The sequence below is a fragment of the Bradyrhizobium sp. IC3123 genome (assembly GCF_020193625.1).
Classification (GTDB): Bacteria; Pseudomonadota; Alphaproteobacteria; order Rhizobiales; family Xanthobacteraceae; genus Bradyrhizobium; species Bradyrhizobium yuanmingense.
In genome coordinates this window covers 827,202-846,491 of the sequence record NZ_JADYVF010000003.1, presented here as the reverse complement: position 1 = coordinate 846,491, position 19,290 = coordinate 827,202, and the positions used below count along the sequence as shown (strand labels likewise).

The 19,290-nt window shown below is 65.1% G+C and carries 20 protein-coding genes; 9 read left to right on the top strand and 11 right to left on the bottom strand.

The annotated features are described in order from the left end of the window. The first annotated feature begins 38 nt into the window (after window positions 1–38). Window positions 39–683 carry a glutathione S-transferase family protein gene (locus tag I6F20_RS14040; RefSeq protein WP_225126607.1) on the top strand — a complete coding sequence of 215 codons (645 nt, stop codon included), beginning with the start codon at window positions 39–41 and terminating at the stop codon, window positions 681–683. Between the two features lie 7 nt (window positions 684–690). Here the strand turns inward: I6F20_RS14040 and I6F20_RS14035 are convergent, their stop codons facing one another. From I6F20_RS14035 to I6F20_RS14025, 3 genes are all read right to left on the bottom strand, one after another. Beyond that, entirely contained in the window at window positions 691–1,476 is a 786-nt protein-coding gene (locus tag I6F20_RS14035; RefSeq protein WP_225126605.1) for an enoyl-CoA hydratase/isomerase family protein, read from the bottom strand. A 123-nt stretch (window positions 1,477–1,599) separates the two neighbouring features. Next, window positions 1,600–1,818, bottom strand: coding sequence for a hypothetical protein (locus I6F20_RS14030; protein WP_035997220.1), 219 nt, complete (start codon window positions 1,816–1,818; stop codon window positions 1,600–1,602). A gap of 242 nt (window positions 1,819–2,060) precedes the next feature. Then, window positions 2,061–3,506 (bottom strand): TAXI family TRAP transporter solute-binding subunit, encoded by a 1,446-nt coding sequence (locus I6F20_RS14025; protein WP_225126603.1) that lies wholly within the window; start codon window positions 3,504–3,506, stop codon window positions 2,061–2,063. 403 nt (window positions 3,507–3,909) lie between these two features. Here I6F20_RS14025 and I6F20_RS14020 point away from each other — a divergent pair, with 403 nt between their 5' ends. Together I6F20_RS14020 and I6F20_RS14015 are read left to right on the top strand one after the other, a co-directional pair. Continuing rightward, window positions 3,910–4,257, top strand: a complete 348-nt coding sequence (locus I6F20_RS14020) for a DUF3307 domain-containing protein (protein WP_050995827.1) — start codon at window positions 3,910–3,912, stop codon at window positions 4,255–4,257. Between the two features lie 280 nt (window positions 4,258–4,537). Next, window positions 4,538–4,936 (top strand): hypothetical protein, encoded by a 399-nt coding sequence (locus I6F20_RS14015; protein WP_035997226.1) that lies wholly within the window; start codon window positions 4,538–4,540, stop codon window positions 4,934–4,936. On the opposite strand, the gene I6F20_RS14010 is transcribed toward I6F20_RS14015, so the two are convergent. Both I6F20_RS14010 and I6F20_RS14005 read right to left on the bottom strand, forming a co-directional pair. Further along, window positions 4,933–5,247 (bottom strand): YkgJ family cysteine cluster protein, encoded by a 315-nt coding sequence (locus I6F20_RS14010; RefSeq protein ID WP_035997229.1) that lies wholly within the window; start codon window positions 5,245–5,247, stop codon window positions 4,933–4,935. The two genes, I6F20_RS14015 and I6F20_RS14010, sit on opposite strands and share 4 nt — an antisense overlap. A 5-nt stretch (window positions 5,248–5,252) precedes the next feature. Next, complete coding sequence (locus I6F20_RS14005; RefSeq protein ID WP_225111545.1) at window positions 5,253–5,951, bottom strand: helix-turn-helix transcriptional regulator; 699 nt, start codon at window positions 5,949–5,951, stop codon at window positions 5,253–5,255. A gap of 113 nt (window positions 5,952–6,064) precedes the next feature. Between I6F20_RS14005 and I6F20_RS14000 the strand changes: the two genes are divergently transcribed. Beyond that, on the top strand, window positions 6,065–6,340 hold the full coding sequence (locus I6F20_RS14000) for a hypothetical protein (RefSeq protein ID WP_225126601.1): 276 nt from the start codon (window positions 6,065–6,067) through the stop codon (window positions 6,338–6,340). Between the two features lie 38 nt (window positions 6,341–6,378). Then, window positions 6,379–7,107, top strand: a complete 729-nt coding sequence (locus I6F20_RS13995) for a glutathione S-transferase family protein (protein ID WP_036021027.1) — start codon at window positions 6,379–6,381, stop codon at window positions 7,105–7,107. Window positions 7,108–7,364: 257 nt separating this feature from the next. Here the strand turns inward: I6F20_RS13995 and I6F20_RS13990 are convergent, their stop codons facing one another. From I6F20_RS13990 to I6F20_RS13965, 6 genes are all read right to left on the bottom strand, one after another. Next, on the bottom strand, window positions 7,365–8,516 hold the full coding sequence (locus I6F20_RS13990; protein WP_225126599.1) for an ABC transporter substrate-binding protein: 1,152 nt from the start codon (window positions 8,514–8,516) through the stop codon (window positions 7,365–7,367). Between the two features lie 90 nt (window positions 8,517–8,606). Beyond that, complete coding sequence (locus tag I6F20_RS13985; protein WP_212260090.1) at window positions 8,607–9,026, bottom strand: acyl-CoA thioesterase; 420 nt, start codon at window positions 9,024–9,026, stop codon at window positions 8,607–8,609. Between the two features lie 22 nt (window positions 9,027–9,048). Then, window positions 9,049–9,810, bottom strand: coding sequence for an SDR family NAD(P)-dependent oxidoreductase (locus I6F20_RS13980; RefSeq protein ID WP_036036313.1), 762 nt, complete (start codon window positions 9,808–9,810; stop codon window positions 9,049–9,051). 25 nt (window positions 9,811–9,835) lie between these two features. Beyond that, entirely contained in the window at window positions 9,836–11,719 is a 1,884-nt protein-coding gene (locus tag I6F20_RS13975; RefSeq protein WP_225126597.1) for a feruloyl-CoA synthase, read from the bottom strand. A 10-nt stretch (window positions 11,720–11,729) separates the two neighbouring features. Then, window positions 11,730–12,539 (bottom strand): crotonase/enoyl-CoA hydratase family protein, encoded by an 810-nt coding sequence (locus tag I6F20_RS13970; RefSeq protein ID WP_035997250.1) that lies wholly within the window; start codon window positions 12,537–12,539, stop codon window positions 11,730–11,732. A gap of 342 nt (window positions 12,540–12,881) precedes the next feature. Beyond that, complete coding sequence (locus tag I6F20_RS13965) at window positions 12,882–13,727, bottom strand: SDR family NAD(P)-dependent oxidoreductase (RefSeq protein WP_225126595.1); 846 nt, start codon at window positions 13,725–13,727, stop codon at window positions 12,882–12,884. A gap of 181 nt (window positions 13,728–13,908) precedes the next feature. Between I6F20_RS13965 and I6F20_RS13960 the strand changes: the two genes are divergently transcribed. From I6F20_RS13960 to I6F20_RS13945, 4 genes are all read left to right on the top strand, one after another. Beyond that, the gene (locus tag I6F20_RS13960; RefSeq protein ID WP_035997259.1) at window positions 13,909–15,405 is read left to right on the top strand and encodes an aldehyde dehydrogenase family protein; all 1,497 of its coding nucleotides are present in this window, start codon (window positions 13,909–13,911) and stop codon (window positions 15,403–15,405) included. A 235-nt stretch (window positions 15,406–15,640) separates the two neighbouring features. Continuing rightward, on the top strand, window positions 15,641–16,768 hold the full coding sequence (locus tag I6F20_RS13955; protein ID WP_225126593.1) for an alkene reductase: 1,128 nt from the start codon (window positions 15,641–15,643) through the stop codon (window positions 16,766–16,768). 151 nt (window positions 16,769–16,919) lie between these two features. After that, window positions 16,920–17,423: a GFA family protein gene (locus I6F20_RS13950; protein ID WP_225126590.1), complete on the top strand. Its 504-nt coding sequence runs from the start codon at window positions 16,920–16,922 to the stop codon at window positions 17,421–17,423. A gap of 108 nt (window positions 17,424–17,531) precedes the next feature. After that, window positions 17,532–19,193: a thiamine pyrophosphate-binding protein gene (locus tag I6F20_RS13945; RefSeq protein WP_225126588.1), complete on the top strand. Its 1,662-nt coding sequence runs from the start codon at window positions 17,532–17,534 to the stop codon at window positions 19,191–19,193. The last annotated feature ends 97 nt before the right edge of the window (window positions 19,194–19,290 follow it).

Below are 19,290 nucleotides of genomic sequence, written 5' to 3'. Positions count from 1 at the left end.
AAGCAGCGCCATCGCCAGCCGGCCAGATGGAGACTGCCATGACCGATCCAAACCGCATCACCCTGTTCTATTCGCCGCAGACGCGCGCCACCGGCACGCGCGTGCTGCTGGAGGAGCTGGCGGCACCTTACGATCTCCATGTCCTCAATATGAAGGCCGGCGATCAGCGCAAGCCCGCCTATCTCGCCCTCAACCCGCTCGGCAAGGTGCCGGCGATTCGCCACGGCGAGGCGCTGGTGACCGAGCAGGTCGCGATCACCATCTATCTCGCCGACCTGTTCCCGCAAGCGGGGCTGACCCCCGCCCTGAACGATCCGCTGCGCGGGCCTTATCTGCGCTCGATCGCCTATTATGGGTCGTCGTTCGAGCCGGCCTTGATCGACAAGTTCATGCAGCGAGAGCCGGCGCCGATCACGCAATCGCCCTATGCCGATTACGATACGATGCTGGGTGCGCTCGAGGCCCAGCTGGCGAACGGGCCCTATCTGCTCGGCGAGCGCATGACGGCGGCCGACGTATTGTGGGGCGTCGCGTTCAGCTGGACCATGATGTTCGGCATCGTGCCGAAGAAGGATGTCTTCGTCCGCTATGCGGAGCGCATGACGGCGCGGCCGGCGTTCCAGCGCATCAATGCCGCAGATGCGGAGATGGCGGCGCAGCATGCCGCCGCGGCGGGTGGATGAGAGGGCGTCAAAATCGCGGTGCCCGCTTGTCGGCGAACGCCTTGATGCCTTCCTTGATCTCGTCGCCGCGCATGCTGTCGCGGTGGCGCCGGTCGGCGGCGCCTTCATCGAGCTCGCCGCGGGCGAACTCGTTGATCGCGCGCTTCATGCCGCGCATCGCTTGGGGGGCGTTGCCGGCGAGGATCGTAGCGAGCGTGTCGACCTCCTCGTCCAGGAATTCCACCGGCACCATTGTGGTGAGATAGCCGATGCGCAGCATTTCCGGGGCGTCGATCTTCTGCGCGGTGAGGAACAGCTTCTTCGCATTGTCGACGCCGAGGCGGGTCACGTAGCGCTTGATGCCGCTCGGGTAGTAATGCAGCCCAAGGCGCGCCGCCGGCATGAACATTTCCGCGGTATCGACGCCGACGCGGAAATCGCAGGCGAGTGCGAGGTCGGTCGAGCCGCCATAGACGCCGCCATTGAGCCGGCAGATGGTCGGCACGCCGAGATCCTCGAGCCGGTTGACGACGGCCTCGAAGGCCGAGCCCGCGCTCTGCTGCTCGCCCGCGCTGACCGCGCGTTCCGCGACCGAATTGAGATCGTAGCCGGCGGAGAAGGCGCGCCCGGTTCCGGTCAGCACCAGCACGCGAATATCGGGATCGGCCTCGACCCGGTCGAACAGTCTCGTCAGCTCGTCGAGATCCTCCGCCTGCAGCCGGTTGAGATGTTTCGGCCGGTTGAGGCGGATGGTGGCGCGGGCGCCGATGATTTCGAGCAGGGGGCTAGATGCTGCGTCGGCTGTGTCCGACATTCTCGTCTCCGTTGTCGGCGCCAAAGTGCCCGCCCGGGCGGAGGCCGTCAACGACGGCGCCGGTCGTTTGCCGCGCCGCTGCAGCGGGCCTGCCGTCCACGCCGCCGTCCCGGGCGGGGTGCCTTACCTGAAATGTGGCGGCTCGTCGTAGCCGCGGCGGCTGCTGAAGAACAGCAGCACCATCAGCCCGACGCCGACAATGACGGAAAACCCCGCGCCCAGCGCCAGTGCCACATAGCCTTCCGTCGGGATCGGCTCACCTTCGACCGCCATTGCGGAATAGGCGAAGTAGCCGGCCGCCGCCAGCATTGCCAGAAGGAGGATGATGAGGAGTGCACGCATGCCGCGTTCTCCGGTTGCAACCGGAAACCAACGGTTGCGGGTGGGCAGGGTTCCAGACTGGCTGGCGATCGGACGGGTAGCCTCCGTCTCGTGCCCCGGACGCGGCGCAGCACGAAGTGATGCACCGCAGGACCGGGGTCCATGTGGTCACGGATATTGTGCCGGTTCCTGGGTCCGGCTCATCGCTGGGATGCCTTCGGCATTGCAGCTTGTCCGGGACACGACAACGGTGGGGGCGGCTGTCAGGCGCTCTGGGCGGTCTTCACCACCACGACATTGCTGTCGTCTGACGGAGCCGGGCCGGCATCGCATAGCGTCTTGTCGGCTTCGCCGGCATGACGTTTCAGATAGTCGCGGCGCATGCCGATCTCGTCACGGACGAATTCGTAGCCGAGCTTGAAGGTGTCGAGCCCGTCGGTACTGATCGTGCCGTCCCTGAGGCCGATGACGGCACCGCGCAAGATGGTCTCGAGCTCATCCTGGAGACATTCGAGCTGATCCAGCGAATGGGCGTGCTCGATCCGCTCGCCGATGTCGAGGATGGCGGTCGAGAGCTCGCTGGCCTTCTCCGGCGCGATGCGGGTGATCTTGGCGTAGATCGCGGCGAAGATCGACCCGATGACGCTGAGCGCCGCGACGCCCAGATACATCAGGTCGCTGTACTTATCCACGAACGACTTGGTGTCGTCGTTGATGTAGTCGGCGGCGCCCCGATGCGCGATCACGAAGGCGTCCTTCTCCACCGAGGCCGGCTCGATCCTGGTGGCAAAGCCGTTGTCGAGCCCGAGCGCCGACTTGTTCTCGTAGACGATGCGGGCGAGCTCGCCGGCCGTGCTTGGGGACATCCGGGATTGCGCGACCAGCAGCCATTCGAGACCGATCGTGTCGAGATCGTCGTCGGGAATCTGCGGGGATGTCGACACCGAGCCAGCTGTCACGGTCTCGTCGGAAATGCCGGGAAATTTGCGCGCCAGCGTCTTGGCTTCTTCGATGGTGTTCAGTGTGAAGCCGCCGCGCTTGGCGGCTTGCTCATAGGATTTGTCCCGGACCGCCTTCGAGGCGTGGACGATCGCGATCACCGCGCTGAAGCCGTTTGCCGGGGCGAACAGCTTGTCGAGCGTCGCGCCCTGCGGCGCCATCTGGATCTTCGCAGCCTCAGGGCCATCGGGGACGTCGAGGATGCTGCGGACGAAGGCGAGCGAGGATTCGTTCTCGGCGACGACCGCGACCTTCTTCTTCTTCAATTCGGCCAGCGACTTGATCTTCTTGTTGCCGGGACCGAGCAGGAGCACGAGATCGTGCTCGAGGATCGCGAGCGTGCGCGCCCGCAGCGGCACCTTGGCGTCGGTGCGCAGCACGGCGAGGTCGGCCTGCCTGCGGTCGAACTGCGCGAGCGCCTTGGCATTGTCGGCGTTGTTGACGATGTTGATCCGCAAGCGCGAAGCGTTGTTCTTCAGGAGGGCGGCGAGCTTGGCCGCGAACAGCGCCTCATCGCTGTTGGGGCCGCCGACGGCAAAGGTCAGCGTCTCCGAATTGTGCACCAGCGTGCGGCCGGCCCAGACGGTGGCGAACGACAGCAGCAGGGTCAGCACGACGTAGAGGAGAACCTGCTGCTGGTTGGTCTTGATCACCTTGGGGCGCCGGGGCGGCGGCATGGTCGGCGATGCGATGGGGCCTTCGGTACTCATGGCGGCACTCTGGCCTTATCGTTTGGCTGGCGGCGGCGCGTGGCTTGGAAGCGCGGCGGGCCCGGTAATTCGTAAACGCCTGAAAAAAGAACGATATTCCCGATCGCCGATGATAGCGCGAAGGCAGCGGAATGCAAATTTCGAGCCGAAGGTAACCTTAGTCGATATGTCCGCGGCGATTGGCCATCCTATCACCGGTTAGCCACACTTGGCGATTTTCCGGTTCCACCCGGCTGCATTCCGCCGCGGGAGATGTCATAAATTGCGCGTCCCGGCGATTTGACCGGTCCAAGAAGAAGTTGCGCTGAACGCTCCAATTCTTCTCGTCACGTCAATGAGGGCGTCAGCTTTGTCGTTTCCACCCATGTCATCGGCGATTCCGGTTGAAGCGCTCATTGGCTGGATGTTGCTGCTCACCTTCAAGCACGTCATCGCCGATTTCGTTCTTCAAACCGCCTGGATGGCGCACGGCAAGGATCAGAAGCATGGCTGGGCCCTGCCGCTCCTGGTGCACTGCCTGGTCCACCTTGCCGTCGCGCTGCCGCTGATCGTGATCGTGGCGCCGCGATTCTGGTTCGTGGCCTTCTTCGACTTCCTGATCCACATCACGATCGACCGCGCCAAGGGATACGTCTCCGCCAATTTCGGCGTCGATCTCGCCCATCCCTGGTTCTGGACGCTGATCGGCGTCGACCAGGCGCTGCACCACCTGACCGGCTTCGGCCTCGCGATCTTCATGGCGGCGAACTGAAGGTCGCCTTTGGGCCTTTCGGGGAGAGGCAATCGCCATCAGCACGAGGGATCGTCATGCCCGGGCTTGTCCCGGGCCTCCACGTTCTTCGTGCCTCCTGGCTTTCCGTGAAGGGTCGGGACAAGCCTGGTCATGACGCCGCGGAAGTCTTTGAAAACCCCACCAAGGCGTCCCACCGATTCGCGGCCGACGCGCAACCGCCCCGGGTGACTACCGGCAGCGTGGTTAACCTTTCGTTAGAGAATTGCGCTGCATCTTCCTTACACGAGGGAGAACTGCAATGTTTTCAAGCCGCGACGCCTTTGAAAGCGATTTCTGCCCGGTCCGCGACGAGCTCCTTGGCGAGATGTATCGCGCCAGCGAGAGTGGCCTGCCGAGGCTGGTTGAGAGTGTTTCCCCTGACGTGCGCGCCAGGCTGGCGCTGTTCTGCTACCGCCGGAGCCATTTGCACTCGCTGGCGGTCGCGATCGCAGCGAGCTGCAGCGAGCGCGACCTGATCGAGAATGGCGGCCGCGTCGGCTCGACGCTCTTCGCGCTGTCGCGCGAAGGCACCGCGAAAGCTTCGACGTCGCTGACGGGTGGGCGCAAGCCGATCACGCTGTCGACCAAGCCGCTCTCGGTGCTCGCACCGCTCGATGACGAGCTCGACGACGAGATCGGCGAAGCCGTCCCCGCCTAAGCGGCCTCGATAACGGGCAGGCCGAACTTCCGCCGCGCCATCGCGCATTCGGCGTCACCAGGCATGCAGGTGCGGCACACCTCCGGCCGCACGTCATAGATGCCGCAGGCCGTCATCCTTCCGATCTCGCCTTGCAATGCCGCGCAGCGATCGCCCTCGCAGCGCATGCCCGATTGCCGGTCGTTGACGAGCGCCTCCGGGATCAGCGCAAGCTCCTCGTCGCTCTCGATCGAGAAGCGCGGCCAGTTCTGCGAATAGCCGCAGCAGGCGCCGCAGCCCTGGCAACAGCTCGACAGCTCGGTCTCGTCCATCGTCCTCACGTGTCCTTCGGCGGACCCCAGACCAGGCTCTGCCGCCATCTCGCGCGCAGCACGTCGCGCCGTTCCGGATATTTCTCGTCGAGATAGGTCGCATCGACCACGCGGTCGGTGCGGAAGCTGCGGAAGTCGCCGCGCAGCTCGCACCAGGCCGCCAGCAGCCGCACGGCTTCGAGATAGCCGACCGAGATCGGCCAGATCATGCGCTCGCTGGGGCGGCCCTGTTCGTCGCGATAGCGCAGCATGATCTTCTTGCCTTCGTGGATCTGGGTCCGGGTGCGCGCCATGTCCAGGCGGTCCGGTTCCCGGTTCCAGCTCGGACGCGCCCGGCTCGCCGGCTCCAGTACGAAGGGGCGCAGGCGCTCCGGGACGGTATCGGCGATCTTGGCCATCAAGTCTTCGGCCGCGCGCGCCAGCGCGGAATCGGCGTGGCCTGCGACCCATTGCGCGCCCAGCACGGCCGCCTCGATCTCGTCCGGCGTCAGCATCAGGGGCGGCAGGTCGAAACCCTTTTCGAGGATGTAACCCATGCCGGCTTCGCCGCGGATCGGCACGCGCTGGCCGATCAGGGTTGCGATGTCGCGATAGATGGTGCGCTTCGAAGTCTCGAGCTCGGCCGCGATCGCGTCTGCCGTCAGCGGCTTACGCGTGCGCCTTAGCACCTGGATGATTTGAAACAGCCGGTCGGCGCGTCTCATGACAGTTCTCTTCTCGAACGACGGATCAGAAATCGGCGCGCGGCTGCTGACAGGATGTTGGCAGCAGGGGGGTTCTATACCGGGACAACACATCGACTGAAGAGGATTTGTCCATGATCATTCCAACCCATTTCGGCCAGGCCGGTCCACTGTGGCGGGCGCAGCTGTGGCACGGCCAAATGTTGCGGGCTTGGGCGTTTGGCCGCCTCGTTCCGCTCGATCTCATGGCCGTTGATCTCCGATTTGCGCTCGCAAGCGTGGTGACACGCTCGCTGAACCATGCCGCGAATGCGCTGGTCCGCCATCTGATGGGCCGCGCCTGGCGCGGGGCCCGCTTCGCAGAAGATATCACGGCTGCTGCCACCATGGTGGCAGCAGCCGGCCGCTAGGTTCCTTCCACTCGTTCGACAGGTTCAGGAGAGCTTGCATGATCACGCTTTACGGTTTTGGCGCCGGCTTCGGCCTGCCGGAAATCAGCCCCTTCGTCACCAAGACCGAGGTGCAGCTCAAGATGGCGGGACTGCCTTATCGGAAAGAGCGGGCGATGCCGCCGGCCTCGCCCAAGGGGCAGCTGCCCTTCATCGACGATGGCGGCGAGGCGGTGGCCGATTCCACCTTCATCCGGGCCCATATCGAGCGCCGCTACGGCTTCGATTTCGATGCCGGCCTCACCTTGGCCGAGCGTGCGCAGGCCTGGGCGTTCGAGCGCATGATCGAGCACCACGTCTATTGGGCGCTGGTGGGCGCGCGCTGGGTCGATCCGGTCAATTTCGCCAAGGGGCCCGCGCATTTCTTCGACGGTGCGCCGGAGCACAATCGCGAGAAGCTGCGCGAGGACGCTCAATTCCGCGTCGCCGAGAACTATCTGCTCTCTGGCCTCGGCCGCCATGCGCCGGATGACGACGTCGATCTTGCCGTGCGTTCGCTGTTCGCGCTGTCGGTGCAGCTCGGCGACAAAGCCTTCCTGATGGGCAACAGGCCCTGCGGCGTCGATGCCACTGCGTTCGGTATGCTCGCCGGCGTCCTCTCACCGTTCTTCGAATCCGCCTTGCGCGAGCGGGCCGAGGGATTTCCGAACCTCACCGCCTATGTCGACCGCATGATGGACGACTATTATCCCGAGTTCGCCTGGACGCCGCTGCGGCAGGCGGCGTAGCCGCGGTGCATCGGCTGACTCGGTGCAACCTCTCCCGCTTGCGGGAGAGGTCGGCGCGAAGCGCCGGGTGGTTTTCTCCTCTAGGGGGTTTTCTCCGTAAGTCTCGGAGGGTCCCTCCGCGGAGGCACCTCTCCCCAACCCTCTCCCGCAAGCGGGAGAGGGGGCGCACCGGTGCCGGAGCTGCAGCTCACTCCACTAACCAAAACAAAGAGCCGGCCCATCGGGCCGGCTCTCGTTGTCTCGAATCTTGGCGACGCCTACTTCACCAGCGTGTACTTGCCGTCCTTCACCGTGAGCAGGATGCGCGAGCGCTCGTCGAGGCCGTAGCGGTCCTTTTCGGTGAAGTTGTAGACGCCCTGGCTCGCCGCCAGCTCCTTCTCCGTCAGCAGCGCCTGGCGGATGGCCTCGCGGAATTCCGGCGTGCCGGGCTTGGCCGTCTTCAACGCCGCCGGAATGACGCGCTTGAGGATCTCGAACGCATCAAAGGAATGGCCGGCGAACTGGCTGCGGCTGTTGGGGCCGTACTTTGCCTCGTAGGCGGAGTTCAGCGCGAGGCCGGGCTTTTTGGTCAGCGCGCTGTCCGGCTGTTCCTCGGGGGCCATCACGGGACCCGAGGCCATCAGCACGCCTTCCGCTGCTTTGCCGGCAATGCGGATGAAGTCCATGCTGGCCGCGCCGTGGGTCTGGTAGATCAGGCCCTTGTAGCCGCGCTCGCGCAGCTCGGTCTGCGGCAGCGCGGCCGCGGTGCCGGAGGCGCCGACCAGGATGGCGTCGGGATTGGCGGCGACGAGCTTCAGCACCTGGCCGGTCACCGAGGTGTCGGGACGAGCGAAGCGCTCCTCGTCGACGATCGTCATCCCCATCGGCACGGCCTGCGCCTTCAAATCGTTGAACCAGAGGTCGCCGTAGGAATCGGAATAGCCGATGTAGCCGAGCGTCTTCACGCCCTTGGCCTTCATGTGATCATACAGCACCTTGCCGACGATCGGAATCGGCTGCGGCATCGCCACCGACCACTTCATGCGCTCCGGCGTGATCGGGAAGGGCGCCAGACCGAAGTGCGGGATACCGGCCTCGTTGGCGACGTTGGAGACCGCGATGGTCGGCGGCGTCAGCGCCGAGCCCATGATGATGTCGGCCTTGGATTCGGTGACGAAGCGGCGGGCGTTGGTGGTAGCGGTGGTGGGATCGCCGCCGTCGTCGAGCACGATCACCTTCAACGGCACGCCGCCGATCTCCTTCGGCACGAATTCCAGCGCGTTGCGCTCGGGAATACCGAGTGCCGCACCTGGACCGGTCGTGGTCGTGGTGATGCCGATGGTGACTTCGCTGGTCTGGGCCAGCGCGGGCAATGCCGGCAGGGTCAGCGCAGCCGCAGTGATGGCAGCGGTTAAATAAAAGCGTTTCATCTATTCCTCCCTTGACGTGTTTATTTGAAAGCAGAAATCGCGGGGTAATTCAGCCCCGTCTTTTGGTGATGCGGCGATTTAGCTCCGGACTTAACTCCCCGTGAACTTGGCTACCATTTCCGCCGGGAATGGTGCGGATTTCAGCTTGTCGTGGTTATCAGGGTCGCGGCCCACCAGGACGCGGGTCTCGAAACCCTCGATCGCGAGCGCCTCGCCCTTGTAGACATTGTGCTTCACCTCGAAGCTCGAGCGCTTGATGCTCTCGATTCTGGTCTCGATGGTGATCCAGTCGCCATAGGTCGAGGGGATGTAGAACTTGGCCCGCGTGTCGACCATCGGGATGCCCACCAGGCCGTATTTGCGGACCAGGTCCTGCTTGGAGAAGCCGGCGGCTTCGAACAGGGTCGAGGTCGAATCGTCGAACATCGCGAAATAGCGCGGGTAGTAGACGATGTTCGCGGGGTCGCAATCGCCCCACTGGATCTGGACCTCGCGCCGGTTCACGAACATCTGGCGGCCTTACTCTGCGAATTTACTTGGGCGCCATGCGCAGCGAGCCGTCGAGGCGCACCACCTCGCCGTTCAGATACGCATTCTCGACCATGTGCAGCGCGAGCGCGGCGAACTCGTCGGCCTGGCCGAGCCGGCGCGGGAACGGGATGGCGGCGGCGAGCGAGTCCTGGGCTTCCTGTGGCAGGTTCGCCAGCAGCGGCGTCAGGAACAGGCCGGGGGCGATCGTCAGCACACGGACGCCGAACTGCGCGAGCTCGCGCGCGATCGGCAGCGTCATGCCGACGATGCCGCCCTTGGAGGCCGAATAGGCGGATTGGCCGATCTGGCCGTCATAGGCGGCAACGGAGGCAGTGTTGATGATGACGCCGCGCTCGCCGGTCGCCTGCGGCTCCAGCTTTGACATTTCGGTGGCGGCGAGGCGCAGCATGTTGAAGGTGCCGATCAGGTTGACCTTGATCACCTTGTCGAAATCCGACAGCGCCATCGGGCCGTCGCGGCCGACCACGCGCTTGGCAACGCCGATGCCGGCGCAATTGACCAGCACGCGCGCCGGGCCGTGGGCCTTGGTCGCCTGCGCGATCGCGGCTTCAGCGGAGGCGGCATCGGAGACGTCGCAGGTGACGGCAACGCCCTTGATCTCTGCGGCGACCGTTTCGGCCAGCTTGGTGTTGAGGTCGCACACCGCGACCTTGGCGCCCTGTGCGGCCAGCTTTCGCGCGGTGGCCGCGCCCAGTCCCGATGCGCCGCCGGTGACGATGGCTGCCTGATCCTTCAACAACATGGCGTTCTCCTTTGGCGATATTCTTCTAGGTGACCGATATCACACGGTTCGACGGATTGGCAGCGTAGAGCTCCTCGATCAGCTCGCCGCGATGCTCCAGCACTGCGCGCTGGTTGATCGAGCCCTTGTCGGTGACTTCGCCCTTGTCGATCGAGAGTGGCGTGTCCATCAGGATCGCGCGCGTGATCCGTGTCGAGGATCCCGTGGCCTGGCCGAGGAAACGGGTCAGGCGCTCGCGGAAAGCCTCGCGCACCAGGCGGTCGCGCGTCGCGACGACGAGATCGTCGGGCGGCAGCGTCGGGTTGATCAGCCGGCAGCCGTCGAGATCGAGCACGACCAGCGCGGAGATCTCGTCGCGGTTGATGCCGGCGATGACGACGTCGCGCACCAGGGGCGCGCAGGCCGCGGTGAGGCGCGCGCGCAGAGGACCGACGCTGACCCAGGTGCCGCTCGCGAGCTTGAAGTCCTCGCTGACGCGGCCGTCGAAATCGAAGCCGGCGTTGAAATCATCGGGATCGGCGGGCTTGAGCGCATCGCCCATCTTGTAAAATCCTTCCTCGTCGAAGGATTTTGCCGTGATGTCGGGTTGGCGCCAGTAGCCAGGCATCACGTTCGGCCCCTTGGCGCGCACTTCCAGCTTGCCGTTGTTCGGCACCAGCTTGGCGTCGTTGCCGGAGACGGGCAGGCCGACATGGCCGGAGCGGCTGGTGCGCGGATTGACCGACATGAAGAACGGCGCGGTCTCGGTCGCGCCGAGACCGGTCAGCATCGGCACGCGATAGCCCTTCTCCTTCGCCGCGAGCTCGTCGAGGCTGTCCCAGACGAACGGCGACAGCGCCGCGCCCGAGAAGAACATCGCATGCAGCCGGTCGAAGAACTTGGCGCGCAGGCCCTGGTCGTCGCGCAAATAGGGCAGCAGCGATTCGTAGCCCTTGGGCACGTTGAAATAGACCGTCGGTGACATCTCCCGGAGATTGCGCACGGTCTCCTCGATGCCCCCAGGCACCGGCTTGCCGGCGTCCAGATACATCGAGCCGCCGTTGTAGAGCGTCAGGCCGATATTGTGATTGCCACCGAAGGTGTGATTCCACGGCAGCCAATCGATGATGACCGGCGGCTCGTCCTTCAGGAAAGCGAGCGTCTCGCGCAGCATCACCTGATTGGCGCAGATCATACGCTGGGTGTTGACGACGGCCTTGGGATTGCCGGTCGAGCCCGAGGTCAGCAGGAATTTTGCGATCGTGTCAGGGCCGATCCTGCCGTGAACGTCGTCGAGATCGCCACGGATCGGCGTCGCCATCAGGTCGGCGAGCAGGGTGACGTCGTGGCCCGGCACGTGGCCATAGGACGCGGCGATCTCGGTGCCGAGCGAGACGTTGGCGGCGAGCGCATCGGCGAACTTGTCGGCATCGTCGGCGAAGACGAGGCCCGGCGTCAGCAGCTTCATCAGATAGGACAGCTTGCCGTAATCCTTCGACACCAGCGAATAGGCCGGCGACACCGGGCAGAACGGAACGCCGGCATAGAACGCGCCGAACGCCAGGAGCGCGTGGTCGATCGAATTACCGGAGAGGATGACGACCGGCCGCTCGGCCGACAGGCCGCGCTGGATCAATGCGGAGGCGATGTGACGGCTCGCGGTGAGCAGCTCGGCATAGGTGATCTTGCGCCAGCCGCGGCCGCCTTCGCGCTCGGCCATGAAGACGCGGTCCGGCGTCGTCGTGGCCCAATGATGCAGGCGGTCGGTGATGCGGACCGGATAGTCGCCAAGCGGCTGCTTTGGCCGCAGGTAAATCGTGCCGTCGTCGCGCCGCTCGATGTTGACGACGGGATCGCCGAACGAGATGGGCCGCAGCGGGAAATTGCTCGCGCCGCGCTCGATGCCGGAAGTGGACGGCTGGGCGCTCATGACTTTACGCTCATGATTTGGGCTTCACCTTCGCGGTCTTGTGCTCGAGGAATTCGCGGATCCGCCGCTTGGCCTCCTTGTCGCTCTGCGCGACGGTGGCCATCAGCGACTCCATCAACAGGCCGGTCTGCGGATTGGCCTCCGCGATCATCGGCAGCGCCTGGAGCACGGCGAAATTCGTCAGCGGGGCGTTGGACGCCACCTTGGTCGCAAGCTCCAGCGCTTTGCCGAGCCCGTTGCCGGCCTCCGTCAGATATTGCGCAAAGCCGTAGGACGCGCCCTCGGTCGCGCTGTAGACGCGTCCCGTCAGCATCATGTCCATCATCCGGGCAACGCCGATCAGCCGCGGCAGCCGCACCGAGCCGCCGCCGCCGACGAAAATGCCGCGCTGCCCCTCCGGCAGCGCGAAATAGGTCGAGGGCTCGGCGACGCGGATATGGGCCGCGCAGGCAAGCTCCAGCCCGCCGCCGATCACGGCGCCCCGGAGCGCTGCGATCACGGGCACGCGGCTGTACTGGATGCGGTCGAACACCCGGTGCCACATCTGGGAGTGCAGGAGCCCGCCGGTGGCGTCGTGCTCGGTCAGCTCGGAGAGGTCGAGGCCACTGGAGAAATGGTCGCCGATACCGTGGATGACGACCGCGCCGATATCCTCGGGCAGGTTCGCAAAACACTCGCCGATTTCCAGGATGATGCCGTCATTGAGCGCATTGCGCTTGGCCGGCCGGTTCAGACCCACGGTCAGAACCCGGTCCGCCCGCTCGATCCTCAACAGCCCGGAGGGACCCGCATTCGCGGTCTCGGCGTTTCCTTGTGTCATTTGCGTCCTTGTCAGAATAGTTATGTTGTATAACGAATTTTGGGGGAGTCAAGGTGGGGCAAGGCCAGGTGGCCGTGACCCCACCCTCCCGGGAGGCCGAGGCGAGCCCAGGGCTATCGCATTTGAGATTTCCCTGCGGCCATCCTTCGAGACGCCCGCTTGAGGCGGGCTCCTCAGGATGAGGTCGGAGTGCGCGGCAGCAGTTTCAACGGGCACTGACGCCGATTTGCCTCATCCTGAGGAGGCGCGTCAGCGCCGTCTCGAAGGACGAGGCGTGCGCGCAGACCGCCGCCACAAGTCATATGCGATAGCCCTGGGGGCGAGCGAGAAAGCGGTGCAGGCCTACTCTCGCGTCACAAACTTCGCGAACGCATCGGCGTAATCCGGATGCCAGCGCGACAATGGCGGGCGGTTCTCGACGATGTCGCCGGCCGCCCAGAGCATGCGCTTCTCGTCGAGCGCGCGCGGCACATCATTGTCCGGGCAGAGAATGTAGAAGTCGCCGGCCTCCAGCCGCGCCAGCATGAAATCGACCGTCTGCTCCGGCGTCCAGGCGCCGGCCGGCTTCTCGGTGCGTCCCTTTGCGGTCAGGCCGGTGAAGACGAAGCCCGGGATCAGCAGGTGCGCCGTGACGCGACAGTCATTCGTGTTGCGCAACTCGTGCTGGAGCGCCTCGGTGAAGGCCTTCACGCCGGCCTTGGAGACGTTGTAGGCGGGATCGCCGGGCGGCGTGGTGATGCCCTGCTTGGAACCGGTGTTGATGATGAGGCCGCGCCTGCCACGGGCGATCATGTTTGGCGCGAAGATGCGCGAGCCGTTGATGATGCCCCACATGTTGACGGCGATGATGCGTTGCCAATTGTCCGGCGCGTCGAACAACGTGCTGCCGGGCTGAATGCCGGCATTGTTCATGAGGACATCGGTGCCGCCGAACCGCGCGTGGACGGCGCGCTCGAGTTCCGTCACGCTCTCGATCTTGCTGACATCGACGGCCGAGGTCATGACGTTTGCGGCCGATGTTACGGATGACAATTTTGTTGCAGCTTCTGCCAAGCGTGTCTCGTCGACGTCAGCGATACATACCTTCATTCCAGCGCGCGCAAATGCCGCGGCGGCGGCAAATCCGATGCCGGCTGCGCCACCCGTGATCACGGCAACATTGTCCTTGACGATGGCGGGATGTGACATCGAGCGTCTCCGTGGAAAGCCTTCAGCCGAGCTATAGCATGGCAGCGATGCGACCCTGCACAAGTCGGCATGGGAGGTCTTCGTTCCGCGCTGCCTTTACGCCTATCAGGCGCGGCTGTATCCTCGGCCGAACGATCCCGCCCAGATCGAACCAATCAATCACCTGACAGGGAGTGCAGCCATGGCTGTGTCGCAGGCTATTCCGATCACGCGCCATCCGTTCGCCAACGGGTCCTACAAGCAGATGCTGATCGACGGCAAGTGGGTCGATGCAGCCTCGGGCAAGCGCTTCGAGACCCGCAATCCCGCCACCGGCGAGCTGCTCGCAACCGTCGCCGAAGGCGACAAGGAAGACATCGATCGTGCGGTCGCGGCTGCGCGTCGCGCTTTCGAAGGTCCGTGGAGTAAGGTCAAGCCGTTCGAGCGGCAGAACCTGCTCCTGAGGCTCGCCGATCTCGTCGAGAAGAATTTCGACGAATTGTCGCAGCTCGACACGCTCGACATGGGCGCGCCGCTGAGCCGCACCCGTGCCTACCGCCTGCGCGCCGTCGGCATGCTGCGCTATTACGCCGGCCAGACCACCGCGATCCACGGCGAGACCATCGAGAACTCGCTACCCGGCGAGATATTCTCCTACACGCTGAAGGAGCCGATCGGCGTCGTCGGCGCCATCATTCCCTGGAACGGGCCGCTGACCGCGACGATCTGGAAGATCGGTCCGGCGATCGCGACCGGCTGCACCGTGGTGCTCAAGCCTGCCGAAGAAGCGCCGCTGACCTCGCTGCGCATCGCCGAGCTCGCAATGGAAGCGGGCGTGCCGCCCGGCGTCATCAACGTTGTCCCCGGCTATGGCGAGACCGCGGGGGCGGCGCTCGCCTCGCATCACGACGTCGACAAGGTCGCCTTCACCGGCTCTCATGTCACGGGCCAGTCGATCATCCGTGCGTCCGCCGGCAATCTCAAGCGCGTCTCGCTCGAGCTCGGCGGCAAGTCGCCGGACATCGTGTTCGCCGATGCCGATCTCGACGCCGCCGTGCCCGGCGCGGCGATGGCGGTGTTCGCCAATTCAGGGCAGATCTGCAGCGCCGGAACGCGCCTGTTCGTCGAGCACTCGATCTATGACGAATTCGTCGGCCGCGTCGCCGAGTTCGGCAAGAAGCTGCAGGTCGGCAACGGCCTCGATCCCAACGTGCAGATCGGGCCGCTCGTCTCGGAGCAGCAGCTCGAGCGCGTCACCGGCTATCTCGACATCGGCCAGAAGGAGGGCGCGAGGGCGCTTGCCGGCGGCGGCCGTGTCACCGAAGGCGCGCTGTCGAAGGGCTTCTTCGTCTCGCCGACGGTGTTCGCGGGTGTCGAGGACAACATGCGCATCGCGCAGGAGGAGATTTTCGGCCCCGTCATCTCCGCAATCGCGTTCAAGGACATGGACGAGCTGGTCAAACGCGCCAACAACACCACGTTCGGCCTCGGCTCCGGTCTGTGGACGCGCGACGTCAGCAAGGCCCATGCGGTGGCGAAACGCTTGCGTGCCGGCTCGGTGTGGGTCAACTGCTACCAGGCGATGGATCCGGCCGTGCCGTTCGGCGGCTACAAGATGAGCGGCTACGGCCGCGAATCCGGCAAGCAGCACGTCGAGGAATATCTCAACGTGAAGGCCGTCTGGATCAAGACGGCGTAAGGCCGGCTCTCCTTCGCCTCTCCCCGCTTGCGGGGAGAGGCCGGAATTCGCGCAACGCGCGGATTCCGGGTGAGGGGGACTCTCCGCGAGTCCAACTCTCACCGCGATTGCCGAGGCAGCCCCTCACCCCAACCCTCTCCCCGTAAGAACGGGGAGAGGGAGAACAACCACCGCCTTCAGGCGGTCAGTCTCCCTCACAATCATCTGCATCCTTTCAAAGACATCCGGGGACCACATGAAATTCGAAGCCTTGTTCAAGCCGTTGCAGGTCGGTCCCTACCAGCTCGCGCATCGCGTCGCGATGGCGCCGCTAACGCGCATGCGGGCCGAGCGCGACACTTTCGCGCCGCGGCCACTCAACGCCGAATATTACGGCCAGCGTGCGACGAAGGGCGGCCTGATCATCGCCGAAGCCTCGCCGGTGCTCTCGCACGGCCGCGGCAATCCGGCGACACCCGGCATCTATTCGGAGGCGCAAGTCGCGGGCTGGCGCAAGGTGACGGATGCCGTGCACGCCAAGGGCGGCATCATCTTTCTCCAGCTCTGGCATGTCGGCCGCGTCTCTCATTCCTCCTTCCACGGCGGCGAGCTGCCGGTTTCGGCTTCGGCAATTCCGATCAAGGCCGAAGGCATGAAGGCGATGACGGCCGACGGAAAGATCGCCGACTACGAGACGCCGCGCGCGCTGGAGACTGATGAGGTGAAGGGCATCGTCGAGGCGTTCCGGCAGGGTGCCAAGAATGCGCTCGCCGCCGGCTTCGACGGTGTCGAGATCCACGGCGCCAACGGCTATCTGCTCGAGCAATTCCTGCAATCGCGCAGCAACCAGCGCACCGATCAATATGGCGGCGGAATCGAGAACCGCGCGCGCCTTCTGCTCGAGGTCACTCAGGCTGCGATCGACGTCTGGGGCTCGAACCGTGTCGCTGTGCGACTGTCGCCCTACGGCATCGCCAATGATTCCGGCGAGCCCGATCCGATGCCGCTCTATACCCATGTCGTGAAGGCGCTCGAGAAGCTGGGTTTGGCGTACCTGCATTTCATCGAACCGCGCTCCAGCGGCTCGGGCCGCGCCGAGGTCAACTGGCAGAACGTGCCATCGGCGATGGTGCTGTTCCGTCCGCTCTACAGCGGCGTGCTGATGACCGCCGGCGGCTTCACCGGGGAGACCGCGAATGCGGCGATCGCCGACGGACATGCGGACATCATCGCCTTCGGCCGCATCTTCATCTCCAATCCTGATCTGCCGCGTCGTCTCGAGCACGGCTACCCAATCACGCCGTATAATCGCGCGACGTTCTACAGCGGCGAGGAGAAGGGGTACACGGATTATCCGGTGTATGACGAGCTGACGGCGGCTTGATCTGTCATTCCGGGGCGCGACGAAGTCGCGAACCCGGAATCCATCGGGCCGCATACCTGGACGTGGGATGGATTCCGGGCTCGATGCTTCGCATCGCCCCGGAATGACGAGCTTGCTTCGCTGCGCTAGCGATGACGACGGAGAGACGTCCATGGCCAAAGCCGCAGCCGCCGCAGGGATCGCCACCGGCCAATGCCTCTGCGGCAAGGTCGCCTTCGAGATCGACGTGCCCGCGCGCTGGGCCTGGCACGATCATTCCGCTGCCAGCCGCCGCGCCCATGGCGCGGCCTACGCCACCTATGTCGGAAGCTGGAAGAAGCGCTTCCGCATCACCTCAGGCAAGACCGCGCTGACCCGCTACGAGGACAAGGCGACGAAGATCGCGCGCAGCTTCTGCTCGCATTGCGGCACGCCGATCATGTACGAGCGTCCGCGCGGGCCGCACATGGTCAACATCCCCCGCGCCCTGTTCAACGAGCGCACCGGCCGCCAGCCGCTCTATCACATCGCCATCGAAGAGCTGCAGGAATGGGCCTATACCGGCGAGTCCCTGGTGCCGCTGAAGGGCTTTCCCGGCGTCGTCTGGCAGCGCTCGAAAAAGAAGAAGCGCGCGAGCGGGGACGACCCGTTCGAACTCGGGCGGGAGGAGATGTAGCGCCTCTCCCGCGCAACGCAGCCATGACCGCGCTTCCTTGCGCCTCTGCCAGCATCTCGGCCATCATGCTTTCGGTCCTTGCGGCAACGGTCCGCTCCTGGAGGAAACATGAAGAACAAGATCACCGGCCGCTCCGCCTTTCTCGCGCTGCTCAAGGACGAGGGCATCACGCATCTGTTCGGCAACCCTGGAACCACCGAACTGCCGATCATGCATGCGCTGAAGGACCATCCCGATCTCACTTATGTGATGGCGATGCAGGAGAGCCTGGTGGTCGCGATCGCCGACGGCTACAGCCGCGCTTCGGGCAAGCTCGTCGCCTGCAACGTTCACGTCGCGCCCGGCCTCGGCAACGCCATGGGCTCGCTCTACAACGCCCAGTTCACGGGCACGCCGATGATCCTGACGGCGGGCCAGCAGGAGCAGGGCCACGGTCTGATGGAGCCGGTGCTCTATGGTCCGCTGGTGCGCATGGCCGAGCCGCTGGTGAAATGGGCGGTCGAGGTGACACGGCTGGAGGACCTGCCGCGCATCGTGCGCCGCGCCGCCAAGGTGGCGATGACGCCGCCGACCGGGCCGGTGTTCATCTCGCTGCCCGGCGACATCCTCAACAGCGAGGCGGGACTCGATCTCGGTCGTTCCACCCGCATCGATGCGCGCACGAAACCTTCGGACGAGGCGCTGAAGGCCTTTGCCGCACGTCTGCTCAAGGCCGAGCGTCCCGTGATCGTGACCATGGACGAGGTGGTCAAGAGCGATGCTTTGACGGAGGCGGCTGAACTGGCCGAGCTGCTCGGCGCTGCGGCCTATCAGTCCTCGACGCCCTACGGCTCGCACTTTCTGTCCGAAAGCCCGAGCTTCGTCGGCACGCTCGCGCGCGTGCAGAAGGCCGCGCGCGATACGCTCGCGCCCTACGATCTCTTGATCGCCCTCGGCGGCGACCCGCTGCGGATGTCGGTCTATAGCGAGGTCGACGCGCTGCCTGAGGGCCTCGGCATCGTGCAGATCGGTCTCATCGATTGGGAGATTGCCAAGAACTACGGGGCCGAGATCGCGCTGAAGGCGGATCTGAAGGAAACACTGCGCGCGCTGATCCCGGTACTCAAGGAGATGGGCGGCGCGGCCCTCGCGAGCCGCGCCAAGCAGCGTCTCGCCGAGCTCGCGCCGAAGAACTGGACCGCGCGCCGCGCCGCGCTGGTCGAGCAGATCGGCAAGAGTGCCGGCCGCACACCGATTGATCCGGACTTCCTGGTGCTGCAAATGGTCGAGGCCATGCCCGATAACGCCATCCTGGTCGACGAAGGTCTCACCTCCAGCCGCCAGATCACGGCCCTGCATCCGCATCGCGACCGCTACGGCTATCACGGGCTCGCCTCCGGCGGCATCGGCTGGGGCCTGCCGGCCTCGGTCGGCGCCAGCATTGCCAATCCCGATCGCCCCGTGGTGTGCTTCTCCGGCGATGGCAGCGCGATGTACTCGATCCAGTCGCTCTGGACCGCAGCGCATCACAAGCTGCCGCTCAACGTCGTCATCGCCAACAACGGCGGCTATCGCATCATCAAGCAGCGCCTGCTCGCCTTCCACGGCGATGACAATTACGTCGGCATGGATTTCGTCGATCCGCCGGTCGATTTCGCCGGCGTCGCCAAGGCACTCGGCTGTGAGGCGATCAAGGTCAGCGATGTCAGCGAACTGAAGGCAACGCTGACGTCAGCGTTCAATCGGCCGGGAACCAAGCTGATCGAGGTGATGGTGGACGGGAAGGTGTAGCCCCGCAGTCGTCCCCGCGAAGGCGGGGACCCATACCGCGTGATCTATCGACTGCGGCTGGTAGGCGTATCGAGCTCCCGAGTCTTCGCCAAACTAC

Excerpts from the sequence above, each read along its gene's own strand:
- I6F20_RS14020 (WP_050995827.1), top strand. The coding sequence starts at position 3,910 with ATGTTGCTGCTCACCTTCAAGCACGTCATCGCCGATTTCGTTCTTCAA.
- I6F20_RS14040 (WP_225126607.1), top strand. The coding sequence starts at position 39 with ATGACCGATCCAAACCGCATCACCCTGTTCTATTCGCCGCAGACGCGC.
- I6F20_RS13955 (WP_225126593.1), top strand. The coding sequence starts at position 15,641 with ATGAAATTCGAAGCCTTGTTCAAGCCGTTGCAGGTCGGTCCCTACCAG.
- I6F20_RS13995 (WP_036021027.1), top strand. The coding sequence starts at position 6,379 with ATGATCACGCTTTACGGTTTTGGCGCCGGCTTCGGCCTGCCGGAAATC.
- I6F20_RS13945 (WP_225126588.1), top strand. The coding sequence starts at position 17,532 with ATGAAGAACAAGATCACCGGCCGCTCCGCCTTTCTCGCGCTGCTCAAG.
- I6F20_RS13975 (WP_225126597.1), bottom strand. The coding sequence starts at position 11,719 with ATGAGCGCCCAGCCGTCCACTTCCGGCATCGAGCGCGGCGCGAGCAAT.
- I6F20_RS13990 (WP_225126599.1), bottom strand. The coding sequence starts at position 8,516 with ATGAAACGCTTTTATTTAACCGCTGCCATCACTGCGGCTGCGCTGACC.
- I6F20_RS13980 (WP_036036313.1), bottom strand. The coding sequence starts at position 9,810 with ATGTTGTTGAAGGATCAGGCAGCCATCGTCACCGGCGGCGCATCGGGA.
- I6F20_RS13960 (WP_035997259.1), top strand. The coding sequence starts at position 13,909 with ATGGCTGTGTCGCAGGCTATTCCGATCACGCGCCATCCGTTCGCCAAC.
- I6F20_RS14010 (WP_035997229.1), bottom strand. The coding sequence starts at position 5,247 with ATGGACGAGACCGAGCTGTCGAGCTGTTGCCAGGGCTGCGGCGCCTGC.
- I6F20_RS14030 (WP_035997220.1), bottom strand. The coding sequence starts at position 1,818 with ATGCGTGCACTCCTCATCATCCTCCTTCTGGCAATGCTGGCGGCGGCC.
- I6F20_RS13965 (WP_225126595.1), bottom strand. The coding sequence starts at position 13,727 with ATGTCACATCCCGCCATCGTCAAGGACAATGTTGCCGTGATCACGGGT.
- I6F20_RS13950 (WP_225126590.1), top strand. The coding sequence starts at position 16,920 with ATGGCCAAAGCCGCAGCCGCCGCAGGGATCGCCACCGGCCAATGCCTC.
- I6F20_RS13970 (WP_035997250.1), bottom strand. The coding sequence starts at position 12,539 with ATGACACAAGGAAACGCCGAGACCGCGAATGCGGGTCCCTCCGGGCTG.
- I6F20_RS14000 (WP_225126601.1), top strand. The coding sequence starts at position 6,065 with ATGATCATTCCAACCCATTTCGGCCAGGCCGGTCCACTGTGGCGGGCG.
- I6F20_RS13985 (WP_212260090.1), bottom strand. The coding sequence starts at position 9,026 with ATGTTCGTGAACCGGCGCGAGGTCCAGATCCAGTGGGGCGATTGCGAC.
- I6F20_RS14005 (WP_225111545.1), bottom strand. The coding sequence starts at position 5,951 with ATGAGACGCGCCGACCGGCTGTTTCAAATCATCCAGGTGCTAAGGCGC.
- I6F20_RS14025 (WP_225126603.1), bottom strand. The coding sequence starts at position 3,506 with ATGAGTACCGAAGGCCCCATCGCATCGCCGACCATGCCGCCGCCCCGG.
- I6F20_RS14035 (WP_225126605.1), bottom strand. The coding sequence starts at position 1,476 with ATGTCGGACACAGCCGACGCAGCATCTAGCCCCCTGCTCGAAATCATC.
- I6F20_RS14015 (WP_035997226.1), top strand. The coding sequence starts at position 4,538 with ATGTTTTCAAGCCGCGACGCCTTTGAAAGCGATTTCTGCCCGGTCCGC.